At 47.2% G+C, this 12,424-nt stretch carries 12 protein-coding genes; 5 read left to right on the top strand and 7 right to left on the bottom strand.

What is annotated here, in order from left to right; genetic code table 11:
* The first annotated feature begins 222 nt into the window (after positions 1 to 222).
* Entirely contained in the window at positions 223 to 921 is a 699-nt protein-coding gene (gene carO, locus PAE54_RS07600; protein WP_273778842.1) for an ornithine uptake porin CarO, read from the top strand.
* Positions 922 to 977: 56 nt separating this feature from the next.
* Here the strand turns inward: carO and PAE54_RS07595 are convergent, their stop codons facing one another.
* The 6 genes from PAE54_RS07595 to PAE54_RS07570 all read right to left on the bottom strand — a co-directional run bounded on the left by PAE54_RS07595 (position 978) and on the right by PAE54_RS07570 (position 6,467).
* Positions 978 to 1,901, bottom strand: coding sequence for a CysB family HTH-type transcriptional regulator (locus PAE54_RS07595; protein WP_273778843.1), 924 nt, complete (start codon positions 1,899 to 1,901; stop codon positions 978 to 980).
* 51 nt (positions 1,902 to 1,952) lie between these two features.
* On the bottom strand, positions 1,953 to 3,014 hold the full coding sequence (locus PAE54_RS07590) for a sulfate/molybdate ABC transporter ATP-binding protein (RefSeq protein WP_273778844.1): 1,062 nt from the start codon (positions 3,012 to 3,014) through the stop codon (positions 1,953 to 1,955).
* Positions 3,015 to 3,025: 11 nt separating this feature from the next.
* Entirely contained in the window at positions 3,026 to 3,919 is an 894-nt protein-coding gene (cysW, locus tag PAE54_RS07585; protein WP_273778845.1) for a sulfate ABC transporter permease subunit CysW, read from the bottom strand.
* Complete coding sequence (cysT, locus tag PAE54_RS07580) at positions 3,916 to 4,749, bottom strand: sulfate ABC transporter permease subunit CysT (protein WP_273778846.1); 834 nt, start codon at positions 4,747 to 4,749, stop codon at positions 3,916 to 3,918. The genes cysW and cysT overlap by 4 nt, the downstream gene beginning before the upstream one ends.
* Before the next feature lie 72 nt (positions 4,750 to 4,821).
* The gene (locus PAE54_RS07575; RefSeq protein WP_273778847.1) at positions 4,822 to 5,424 is read right to left on the bottom strand and encodes an alpha/beta hydrolase; all 603 of its coding nucleotides are present in this window, start codon (positions 5,422 to 5,424) and stop codon (positions 4,822 to 4,824) included.
* A 32-nt stretch (positions 5,425 to 5,456) separates the two neighbouring features.
* On the bottom strand, positions 5,457 to 6,467 hold the full coding sequence (locus tag PAE54_RS07570; protein WP_273778848.1) for a sulfate ABC transporter substrate-binding protein: 1,011 nt from the start codon (positions 6,465 to 6,467) through the stop codon (positions 5,457 to 5,459).
* Between the two features lie 163 nt (positions 6,468 to 6,630).
* On the opposite strand from PAE54_RS07570, the gene pabC reads away from it, so the two are divergent.
* From pabC to tmk, 3 genes are read left to right on the top strand one after another with little or no spacing between them, the layout of a single operon-like run.
* The gene (gene pabC / locus PAE54_RS07565) at positions 6,631 to 7,443 is read left to right on the top strand and encodes an aminodeoxychorismate lyase (protein ID WP_326518976.1); all 813 of its coding nucleotides are present in this window, start codon (positions 6,631 to 6,633) and stop codon (positions 7,441 to 7,443) included.
* Between the two features lie 3 nt (positions 7,444 to 7,446).
* Positions 7,447 to 8,490, top strand: coding sequence for an endolytic transglycosylase MltG (mltG, locus tag PAE54_RS07560; RefSeq protein ID WP_326518975.1), 1,044 nt, complete (start codon positions 7,447 to 7,449; stop codon positions 8,488 to 8,490).
* Between the two features lie 8 nt (positions 8,491 to 8,498).
* On the top strand, positions 8,499 to 9,107 hold the full coding sequence (gene tmk / locus PAE54_RS07555) for a dTMP kinase (RefSeq protein WP_273778851.1): 609 nt from the start codon (positions 8,499 to 8,501) through the stop codon (positions 9,105 to 9,107).
* Positions 9,108 to 9,130: 23 nt separating this feature from the next.
* On the opposite strand, the gene nadB is transcribed toward tmk, so the two are convergent.
* Entirely contained in the window at positions 9,131 to 10,771 is a 1,641-nt protein-coding gene (nadB, locus tag PAE54_RS07550) for an L-aspartate oxidase (RefSeq protein ID WP_326518974.1), read from the bottom strand.
* Between the two features lie 226 nt (positions 10,772 to 10,997).
* Here nadB and PAE54_RS07545 point away from each other — a divergent pair, with 226 nt between their 5' ends.
* A complete protein-coding gene (locus PAE54_RS07545) occupies positions 10,998 to 12,380 on the top strand; it encodes a Do family serine endopeptidase (protein WP_326518973.1) in 1,383 nt (460 codons plus the stop codon).
* Positions 12,381 to 12,424: the final 44 nt, after the last annotated feature.

Raw genomic sequence — 12,424 nt, 5'->3', positions numbered from 1 at the left:
GAAGACTTTATTAAAATTAAATCAGCTGAACAGGAGAGTGTATTTTACGGGCTGATCGGTTTTACAAAAACTTCTGTACAGACAAGAAAAGTTAAAAGGTGTAGCAAAAAATAACATAAAGCACCTGATTTCGTTCTAAAAACCATGAAAAAGCTGCTTTAGCATGACCTTTATACAATATGGAACTGAAAACGAAAAAATCATTTTTCGAGGAGAGTGAACATGAATGTTTTACGATTAGTTGCACTATCGACTGCCTTAGGCACCATGGCCATGACAGCCAATGCTGCTGATGAAGAGATTATCAAAGAAGACGGCTCTCAATTTTCATTTTTTAAGCCTGCTTCTGTACGTGCTGAAGTTGGGACCACTGGCTATGGTGGTGCCATTACCTATAATGCCAATCCTTATGTCGGGGTGACACTGGGTTATAACGGTGGTGATATCTCTTGGGATGACGATGTTGAATATGATGATGTCAACTATGATGTCGATATGGACAACAACCTGACCTACTTAAATGCTGAAATCCGTCCGTGGGCCAATGCCTTTTATATGGCTGCCGGTGTAGGTTATGTGGATCAGGAGTATGGTTTGCGTGCCCGTTCCGATGGTAATCCGATTAAAATTGATGGACAGACGACGACTTATAACTCGCTTTCTGCTGATGTCAGTTATGACAATCAAATCGCACCGTATCTAGGTTTGGGTTATTCACCAGCGCTCAATGATCGCTGGGGGGTATTTGGGGAAATCGGGGCTTACTATACGGGTAACCCAAGTGTGACCAATGTAAAAACCAATGGTACAAGTTATGCAGGTGGCGATCCGGTACTAGATAACCATTTAGATGAAATCCGAAATGATGACAAATATGAATGGTTGCCCGTAGCTAAACTCGGCATTAACTACCGTTTTTAAACTTGTGAATTAAAAAAGGGCCAGTGAATGGCCCTTTTGTGATGGGGGGAGTTGAATTAGTCTTCTGGATAAGCGACTTTTTTCAGTGCCTTGATATCAGCTTCTGGTGAGCATAAGGAAATAAACTCGTAGCCATAACCGCGTAACAAATGCCCTTTGCGCACCGCAATCCAGGTGGTATTAACGCCGAAAATATCGGTTTTGATTTGCTTTAAACGGTAATCACGTTCCGGATCATAGGCGACATCATTGACAATCCCTACGCCCATACCCAGTTCGACATAGGTCTTGATCACATCAGCATCCAATGCAGACATCACCAGATCCACATCAATTCCAGCATCTTCAAAGGCCTTGTCGATTTTCGAACGACCGGTGAAACCACCATGATAGGTAATAATCGGATAATGGGCCAAATCTTCTAAGGTAATGTTTGGTACTTGGGTCAGGGGATGACTCTGCGGAACAATAATACTATGTTGCCAGTTATAGTAAGGCACGCTGGCCAGATTTTCTTCTGTAGTTAAAGATTCAGTGGCAATACCAATATCCGCTTCGCCCTGCAGCAACATTTCTGCGATTTCAACCGGGCTGGCCTGTTGCAGGACTAAATGCACTTTAGGAAAGGCTTTCTTGAACTGGTTGACAATCGGCGGTAACACATAACGTGCCTGCGTATGCGTGGTGGCAATCGTTAAAGTCCCTTCATCCACCTTGTTGAAATCATCTGCCAGACGTTTGATGTTATCGGCATCAACCAGCATGCGCTCAACGATGCTGAGCAGGGCCTGGCCGGGTTCCGTCAGACCTAAAAGACGTTTACCTTTGCGGATAAACAGTTGTACCCCCAACTCATCCTCTAGATCTTTGATGTGTTTACTCACACCCGACTGAGAGGTATACAGTGCCGCGGAAGCTTCGGTTAAATTAAAGTTTTGTCGAACCGTTTCTCGGATAATTCTGAGTTGTTGAAAATTCATAATAAAGCATACCTTCTAAGTGGACAGGAACCGTCCTGTCCATAACTGCACTTAAGCGGCTTGATCCGCAAAGAGGTGCAGTGTAATTGCACTGACCCAGACTGTTTGGTTAGGTTTAAATTGGTGTAATTTTGCTTCTTCTGGGCTTAAAGAAATCTCAATTAAACGACCTTCACGATCCTGTAATTCTGCCACAACTTTTCCAGCAATCCACAATTCACGCAAGAATGTTGCTTGAATCGCATTCTGTTGTGGTTGTGCATGTAGATGTAATTCATCCGGACGGGCAAATGCAATGATCTTGCCTTGTGGAGCGTTTGCTTCCGTGGCGAACTGAATCCGGTCTTGCCCGAGCTGAAGCACCCCTTGATAATGTTCACCTTCAAAGCGATTGGCTTGTCCCAAAAAGTCAAAAACAAAGGGGGTCGCCGGTTTTTCATAGACTTCACGTGGCGAACCGATTTGTTCAATATTACCTTTATTCATCACCACGATCTGGTCAGCTACTTCGAGTGCTTCTTCCTGATCATGGGTGACAAAAATTGAGGTAATGTGCAGTTCATCATGCAAGGTACGTAACCAGCGGCGTAATTCCTTACGCACTTTGGCATCTAATGCACCAAAGGGTTCATCTAGCAATAATACGCGAGGTTCAACTGCGAGGGCACGCGCTAAGGCGATCCGCTGGCGTTGACCACCGGACAGTTGTGCTGGATAACGATCAGCCAGAAAACCGAGTTGTACTAGATCAAGCAGGCGTGTGACACGTTTCTTGATTTCTGCTTCTGAAGGACGGGTACTGCGTGGACGTACCCGTAGGCCAAAAGCCACATTGTCAAATACGGTCATGTGGCGGAACAGGGCATAGTGCTGAAAGACGAAACCGACTTGACGTTCGCGTACATGAACATCAGTAGCATCCTGACCTTCGAGCAGAACCTGGCCGCCATCTGCGGATTCCAAACCAGCAATAATTCGCAGTAGGGTGGTCTTTCCACAACCTGAAGGACCGAGTAAGGCAACCAGTTGGCCTTCCGGAAAATCCAGCGAAATGTTGTTAAGTGCATGGAATGCACCAAAGTGTTTTTCAATATTTTGAACTTGAATACTCATCAGGTCATTCCTTAAGAAACAGGGTTGTCATCGCTGCGTGGTGCTTGTCGATCCTGACGCAATTCCACCCAGGTTTTCAGAATCAGGGTAACAATCGCCAGTAAAGCCAGCAGGGAGGACACGGCAAAGGCCGCACTAAAGGTATATTCGTTGTAAAGAATTTCGACATGCAGCGGCAGGGTATTGGTTTCACCACGGATATGGCCGGAAACGACCGACACTGCACCGAACTCGCCCATGGCACGGGCATTACACAGGATCACGCCGTAAATCAGGCCCCACTTGATGTTTGGCAAGGTGACTTTCCAGAAGGTTTGCCAGCCTGAAGCTCCTAGTACAATCGCAGCTTCTTCCTCTTCAGTGCCTTGTGCCTCCATGAGCGGAATCAATTCACGTGCCACAAACGGTACAGTGATAAAAATAGTGGCCAGCACAATCGCAGGAACGGCATACAACACTTTGATGTCGTGATCCATGAACCATTCACCAAACCAGCCTTGTGTACCAAAGATCAGTACAATCATCAGGCCTGCAATGACTGGTGAAACCGAAAACGGCATGTCAATAATGGTGGTAAGAAGGGATTTGCCTCTAAAGTTGAATTTGGCCACACACCATGCTGCTGCCACACCAAACACTACGTTAAGGGGAACGGCAATTGCTGCTGTTAGTAAGGTCAGTTTGACGGCGGAGAGGGTATCCGGGTGAACCAGAGCTTGCAGATACACGCCCATCCCTTGTTTAAAGGCCTCTACAAATACTAGAATCAACGGCAGAATCAGGCAGCTCAGGAAGAAAATCAGTGCAATGCTGAGCAGGCTATATCGTACCCAGTTTGGTTCACGGGTCGCGTCGCGTGATTGCAGTTTGTCTGCCAGCGCATTGCTGTCGGTAGTGAAACTCATCGTGCAGTTCTCCCGGTACGGCGGCTTGCCCAAGCTTGCAGCAGGTTAATCAACAATAAAATGCCAAAGGAAAGCACGAGCATCACCACGGCAATCGTAGTTGCACCGGCATAGTCATATTCTTCCAGACGGGAAATGATCATCAGTGGTGCAATCTCGGTTTCAAAGGGCTGGTTGCCGGCAATAAAAATCACTGAACCATATTCACCAACCCCGCGGGCAAAAGCCAAGGCAAAGCCGGTCAACAAGGCAGGAAACAGGATGGGCAAAATAATCTTGCTGATAATCTGCAGGCGGTTGGCACCGAGCGCTGATGCGGCTTCTTCTAGTTCGGTTTCAATGTCACTCAGCACCGGTTGTACGGTGCGCACAACAAACGGCAGACCAATAAAGATCAAGGCCAAGGTAATCCCGATGGGGGTATAGGCCACCTGAATGCCCAGTGGTTCCAGATATTGACCGACCCATCCTGTTGGCGCATACAGGGAGGTCAAGGCGATACCGGCAACCGCAGTAGGTAGGGCAAAAGGTAAATCCACCAATGCATCGACCAGACGTTTACCTGGAAACCGGTAACGAACTAGACACCAGGCCAGTAACAGTCCAAACACCACGTTAATTACCGCTGCAATTAAGGCAGAACTAAAACTGAGCTGTAAGGATTTTAAAATTCGTTCAGAGCTAAGAATGTCCCATAAGCCGCTCCAGCCGATGCCAAGCGATTTGATCAATAAGGCAGATAACGGTAACAGGACAAGCAGGGATAAATACGCAAGGGTAAAGCCTAGAGAAAGACCAAATCCTGGCAGCACTCGGGATCGCTGCGACATGATGATTCCTCAATAAAAAGCACTGACCTCGCTAAAGGGTCAGTCAAATAAAACAGTGGGGCTTACAACAACTTAGACTGCAAATTTCAACAGGGGAGAGTTATCTTCTGTTTCTCTCCAATGCGGCAGCGTTTCGGGTAATAAATAGTCAAAAATCTGTGGGAAAGGTCCAAATCCTGAAGCTACATTAATGTGACCCACAGCCCCTAAATTGATAGGGTTGAGCTGCCAGACCTGAGCTAGACGTTGTGCATCTGTAAAGCTCAGCCAAGGATCGTTTTCACTGATCAGCATTTGGGTGGGAACATTAATATCTAATCGCTGGAACAAGGCTGAATAATCTTGCTGGCTGTCACGTGCAAAACCGGCTTCACCAAAACGGGCAGGATTGGCGGGGGCAACCAAAATTAGACGTTTCACTTTTGCCTGCAGTTCAGGATGCCAAGCCAGCGCAGCAACACTGGTCAAACAGCCAAAACTGTGGGCGATAATTTGCAGCGGTTGCTGGATCTGTTCCACCGTTGCGACCCAGCGGGCCACCCAGTTGTTTAACACAGGCTGGTTCCAGTCCTGTTGCTGAACACGGGAGCAGGAGGTCATTTGGCGTTGCAACCAAGATTGCCAGTGTTGATATTCACTGCCGCCAACGCCCGGAACGATCAAGTTATGAATCATGTCGCTACTCCCATATTCAGCATGTTTAACTTTTAACGGGTGTTGTTGGCTTTGACGATCTGGTCAAAGACACCACCAGTTTCGAAATGGACTTTTTGTACTTTCGACCAGCCACCAAATTCCTGGTTGACGGTCACCAATTTCAGCGGTTTAAAGGTGTTGCTGTATTTTTTCAGGATTGCAGCATTACGTGGACGGTAATAGTTACGTGCCACAGCTTCTTGTCCCTGAGGTGAATACAAGAAGTTCAGATAGCCTTTCGCCACGGCCAGATTGCCTTTTTTCGCTGCATTCTTTTCAACAATTGCCACCGGTGGTTCTGCCAGAATTGACAGGCTTGGTGTTACGATTTCAAACTTACCTGGCTGTTCACGCACCGCGAGAAAGGCTTCATTTTCCCAAGCAAGCAAGACGTCACCGATGCCACGTTCAGCAAAAGTGGTAGTTGCACCCCGTGCACCTGAGTCGAGAACCTTGGTTTGTTTGTAAATCTGACGTACGAATTCACGTGCTTTGGCATCACTACCGCCATTACGGTGTTTCGCCCATGCCCAGGCTGCCAGATAGTTCCAGCGCGCGCCACCTGAAGTTTTCGGGTTTGGAGTAATAATTTCTACGCCCGGTTTCACCAGATCACCCCAATCCTTAATCTGTTTTGGGTTGCCTTTACGCACCAAAAACACAATGGTTGAGGTATATGGTGTGGCATTTTGTGGTAATTTCTTTTGCCAGTTTGCTGGGAGCAGTTTGGCTTTTTCGGCAATCACATCAATATCTGCCGCCAATGCCAAAGTCACCACATCGGCATCCAGACCGTCAATCACGGCACGGGCTTGTTTGCCTGAACCACCATGTGACTGACGGAAATTGATTTGTTCACCGGTTCGTTTCTGCCAGTAAGCACCGAACTGTTTGTTGACGTCATCATACAGTTCACGGGTAGGGTCATAAGAGACGTTTAAGAAGTCTTTAGCTGCAAAAGAAAATGATGAAACAGAAACTAGAGCAGTCAGTAAGGCGATTTTCAATTTGGAAGTGTGCATCTGCTTTTTCCCTAAAATTTATGCGGTTTGGAAATATGGATGCAGCATAACCGCTGTCTTTATGCACAAAAAATAAGAAAAAATGCATTTTATATCTGCAAAAAAGAAATAATCTGCCAGATTTGCTTTTACACTAGCAACATCATCACCGCCTGAACCGAGTATGCAAGTTTTTCAAAATGCCCAGGAAATCCATGCTGTTTCTGTGCTGGATCGAGCCTTTCATTATGGAGATGGCTGTTTTACCACGGCTAGGATTCGGGCCAATCAGATCGAGTTACGGACACGTCATTGGTCGCGCTTGCAACAGGCCTGCCAGCAGTTGCTGCTGCAGGCTGACCTCAGTTTAATCGAACAAAGTCTAGCGCTGTTGCAACAACAGCACACAGCGTTGAACGGTACATTAAAAATCATGATTAGTCGGGGTGAGGGACAGCGTGGCTATGCTTTTCCTGATCATCCGGCTGATGTTTATGTATTTTATTATCCGCATGCCGTTGCTCATTTTCAGCCGGAATCTTTGCGGAGCGGAATCTTACAGCAGCGTATCGGTTTAACCATGCCAGCTTTGCTGGGGGTGAAAACCTTGAACCGGTTGGAGCAAGTCATGCTGAAGCATGAAGCACAACAACAGGGCTGGCCAGAGGCTCTGGTGTTTGATGTGCAGGATCGTCTGGTGGAGGGCGTAAGCAGTAATTGTTTTGTATGGCAAAACAATCGCTGGATCACGCCAGAACTTCGTTATAATGGCATCCACGGCGTGATGCGTGCCGAAATTTTGGCCCGTATGCAGGCGCGGGGTATTGCATGTGAACAACGCAGCGTTACCCTAGATGAGCTGTCACAGACCCAAAGCCTGTTTTTCTGTAATGCGCTTGGCCCGATGAAAATGGTGACCCAGTTGAATGACCGTTCTCTGCACCTTCAACCGTGTCTGGAACTTTTTCAGATTTTACAACTTGATCAGATTGATTAATTTATGCCTGTGTCTAAATCGAAAAAAAACGCAAAAAAAACACCTGCTATCCAGTTGAAAGCACCTTTACTGATTGTGGCTGCATTTGTGACCGTGATATTGATTGTGCTGTGGAGCAGTTTATTTAAATCCTACCCGGTTCAGGGCCAAAAACAGATGCTGGCGATTGCACAGGGAGATACTTATTCCGGGCTGATTGATCGTCTGAACAAGGAAAATAAAGTTCATTTTCCAATCCTACTCAAGCTGTACCAAAAGCTGGTCATTCGCGACACCCTTAAAGCCGGTGTCTATGAAATCCGTCAAGGCATGAGCGTCCGTCAGGTTTTAAGCCTGATTTCGAATGCAGAAAATGCACAAATGAACCGAATTCTGGTGATTGAAGGAACCACCTTCAAACAGCTCATCCATAGCCTGAAAAAAGATCCGTTGGTGAAAAACACCTTACTGGATTTACCTTATCCTGAAATGCTGAAAGAACTGGGAATTCCTTATACACATCCGGAAGGTCTATTTGCTCCAGATACCTATTTCTTTAGCAAAGGGGAAACGGATCGCAAGATCCTGACGGATCTGTATCAGCGTCAAATGAAAGCCCTAGATCAGGCATGGCAGAACCGTGCAGCAGACCTGCCGTATCAGGATAAATATCAAGCTCTGATCATGGCCTCGATCATTGAAAAAGAAACCAGTCTGGACAGTGAATTGCAACAGGTGTCTGGGGTATTTGTACGCCGTCTACAGCAGGGTATGCGTTTGCAAACCGATCCAACCGTGATTTATGGCATGGGTGATAAATATCAGGGCAATATCAGCCGTGAAGACCTGCGTACACCGACACCTTACAATACCTATACTCAAGCAGGTTTACCGCCGACACCGATTGCTTTGCCCAGTAAAAAAGCCATTGAGGCGGCCATGCATCCAGACAACTCCACTAATATTTATTTCGTAGCCACTGGCAATGGTGGGCATAAATTCAGTGCGACGCTGGAGCAGCATAACCGTGCTGTGCAGGAATATTTATCCGTGTTAAAAAATCGCTAGGAGCCAGTATGTTTATTAGTTTTGAAGGCACGGAAGGGGTCGGTAAAACCACTTTAATTCAAAAAATGTATCAGCATTTTTTAGCTCAGGGCCGGCAGGTGATTTTAACCCGAGAACCTGGGGGTACAGGACTGGCCGAGCAAATCCGTTCGCTGTTGTTAACGGTCAATGAGGCTGAAAAAATGTGTCCGGATACTGAGCTTTTGCTGATGTATGCGGCACGGGCACAACATATACAGCAGGTCATTTTACCTGCATTGACAGCCGGCCAGATCGTTTTATGCGACCGCTTTACGGACGCCAGTTATGCCTATCAGTGTGCAGGGCGTGGTTTAAGCAAGGCTAAGCTGAATTTGCTGAACAGCAACTTTGTTGCGCAAATGCCGGATCTGACATTCTGGTTGGATGCCCCGATTGAAATGGGTATGGCCCGTGCGCGTGCACGCGGTGAGCTGGACCGTTTTGAACAGGAAAAAGTCAGTTTCTTTGAACGGGTACGTGCCGGTTATGCCGAGCTTCATCAACAAGATCCCATGCGTATTCAGAAGCTTGATGCGACGCAGCCACCTGATGCAGTGTTTGCTCAGGCATTGTCTGGCCTGAAAGAAAAGGCTTAACCGAAGTTAAGCCATTTGTGTTTTTAGGGGGTGTTCACGAGTGGTTGATCCACTTTAAAGTCGGGTGGAGTCAACACCGTCTTACGGATTTCCGGTGCCAGATCCGGGTAATCTAACGTGTAATGCAAGCCGCGCGATTCCTTGCGGCTCATGGCACAGCGTACAATCATTTCTGACACCAGTACCAGATTACGTAACTCAATCAGATTTTTGCTGACCTGATAATCCTGATAATACTCGTTGATTTCACGCTTCAACATTTCAATGCGGTGCAGGGCACGTTCCAGACGTTTAGTGGTCCGTACGATACCGACATAGTTCCACATGGTCGCGCGTAGCTCATCCCAGTTTTGCAGAATGACCACATCTTCATCCGGATTGGTCACTTGAGAATCGTCCCAGGCAGGTACGCTTGGGCAGTCAAAAGTCGGGTTGAATTTGCGTTGGATATCCTGTGCTGCACTCATCCCATAGACAAAACATTCTAGCAGCGAGTTGCTGGCCATACGGTTGGCACCGTGCAGACCGGTATATGAGGTCTCACCAATCGCATATAACCCTGGAATATCGGTCTGGCTGTTTTCATCAACCACCACGCCACCACAGGTGTAGTGCGCCGCAGGAACCACCGGAATCATGTCTTTGGTAATATCGATACCGAGTTCAAGCAGGCGGGCATATAAGGTCGGGAAATGCTCGGTGATGAACTCTGCTGGTTTGTGGGTGATGTCCAGCCATACGTGGCGAATCCCCAGACGTTTGATTTCATAGTCGATGGCGCGTGCCACGATATCACGCGGTGCCAGTTCTGCACGCTCATCAAAACGCAGCATAAAGCGTTCGCCATCTGGCAGGCGTAAATAGGCTCCTTCACCACGCATCGCTTCCGTGATCAGGAAGGAACGTGCCTGCGGATGATAGAGACAGGTCGGGTGGAACTGGTTAAATTCCATATTGGCCACGCGGCAACCTGCACGCCATGCCATGGCAATCCCATCACCTGTGGCGATGTCTGGATTTGACGTGTAAAGATAGGCTTTCATGGCACCACCGCAAGCCAAGGCGGTAAATGGTGCGAGGAAAGTCTCGACTTCGCCATAATTTTCGTTCAGGGCATATAAACCCACGGCACGGTTTGCCTGATCTTTGAAACCCAATTTATGTGTGGTAATCAGGTCAATCGCAATATAGTTTTCAAAAATGGTGATGTTTTTCTGTTCACGTGCGCGTTGTACCAGCGTCGTTGAAATGGCTTTGCCGGTTGCATCCGCAGAGTGGATGATGCGGCGTTGCGAGTGACCCCCTTCGCGGGTGAGATGCAGTTGTGCATCTTCATCTAGCGTGAATTCCACACCATTTTGCAGTAAAAAGTCGACTGAAGGTTTACCACCTTCCACCGTGTGTCTAACGGCATCTAGTTCACACAGTTGTGCGCCTGCAATCATTGTGTCATCAATATGCTGTTGAATAGAGTCCGTTTCATCTAGAACCGCGGCTACACCACCTTGCGCATAAAACGTACTGGCTTCCGTCAGAGGAGCTTTGGCCAAAACGGCAATGTTGTAATGTTGAGGTAACGATAAAGCGAGGCTTAAACCTGCACCGCCACTTCCCACAATGATCACGTCAAAGTGATGCGTAGTGCTTAGATTAGACATATCCATCAGCTAGTTTGAAAAAAGTTTGATAATGACACCCCTTTTTGCCTAAAAAGGCAAGAGTAAATGTAGCGAGAAGTCCATCGGAATTTCTGTTTATTATGATTTTTGTAACGATTTTATTAACATCTTGTTTTATAGAAAATAATAAAACATAGTCATTACTATTCACAGAATAGCTGCTGAACAGTCTATTTTTTCCTCAAGTGAGATGAATATAGGTTTGGGCGAAATGAAACATCGGTATTTACAACAAGGTCTTTATGCGGTTGCGTTGACGATAGGCACCGTGCATACACAGGCAGCCAGTCCGGTTGATTTTTCCAATCTGGTGGAACAGGTCAGTCCTGCCGTGGTTAGTGTCAATGTCGTGAAAAAAATATCGCAGGAAGAATTATTGCAACAGCAGGTTCCTGAAATACTGCGCCGTTTTTTTGGTAATCAGGTGATCATTCCGCAGCAGCCGATGCCTCAGGAAAAAACCGCTTACGGTAGTGCTTTTTTTATCAGTAAAGATGGTTACCTGCTGACCAATCACCACGTGGTCGAAGATGCATCCCGTATCAGTATCATGCTGAATGACCGTCGGGAGATTGATGCCAAAGTTGTGGGAAGTGACCAGCGTACCGATGTGGCTTTACTCAAAGTCGAAGGCAATAATTTCCCGGAACTGCGCACGGGCGATGTCAATAAATTAAAAGTCGGTGAGCCAGTCTTGGCGATTGGTTCCCCGTTTGGTTTTGACTATTCGGCGTCGGCCGGCATTGTCAGTGCTAAATCCCGTAATATGTCGGGTGAAACCACCGTACCGTTTATTCAGACGGATGTAGCATTGAATCCGGGTAATTCAGGGGGGCCGCTCTTTAATCAGCGTGGGGAAGTGGTTGGGGTGAATTCCCGTATTTTTAGTGGCACGGGCGGCTATATGGGCTTGTCATTTTCCATCCCGATTGATGTGGCAATCGATGTAGCCGAGCAGCTAAAAACCAAAGGTAAAGTTACACGTTCCTACTTGGGGGTGAATCTGCAGGACATTGACCGTAATTTGGCAGAAGCTTATAAACTATCCAAACCTGAAGGTTCGCTCATTACGCAGGTGACACCAAATTCCCCAGCTGCACAAGCGGGATTAAGAGCAGGAGACGTGATCTTAAAATACAATGGTAATCCTATTTCACGGACCTCAGAGCTGCTCAATTACTTAAACCGTTCTGTTCCGAAGCAAAGTATCAGTCTGGAAATTTTACGTGATGATAAAATTCGCCAACTGTCGGCCACTTTGACTTCGGCACCCGATGAAACCCCAGCGACTGCAGGTTCAGCAAGCCAGAAACAGGGGCCAGTGCTTGGGATGACCATTCGTACGTTGAGTGAAGCGGAGCGGGCACAGTTGGAGGTGGAAGGGGGGATTGTGGTTCAGGAGGTGAGCCGGGGGGGATTGGCTGCGTTGTCTAGAATCATGCCGGGCGATGTTATTACCCATGTGAATGGTGCTGCCGTACGCAATACCCAAGAATTTGCCCGAATGGTTTCTGCACTGAACAAAAACACTGTGGCGCGTGTCTCTCTGATCCGACAGGGCTCTCGTGCGATTTTAGGCTTGCGCATGCAATAAGCCTGAATGAATTGCGGAAAACCACTCGTTGAGAGTGGTTTTTT

The sequence above is a fragment of the Acinetobacter minutum genome, from assembly GCF_035916735.1.
In the GTDB taxonomy this organism is placed as follows: Bacteria; Pseudomonadota; Gammaproteobacteria; order Pseudomonadales; family Moraxellaceae; genus Acinetobacter.
This window is presented reverse-complemented; position numbering and strand designations above follow the sequence as displayed.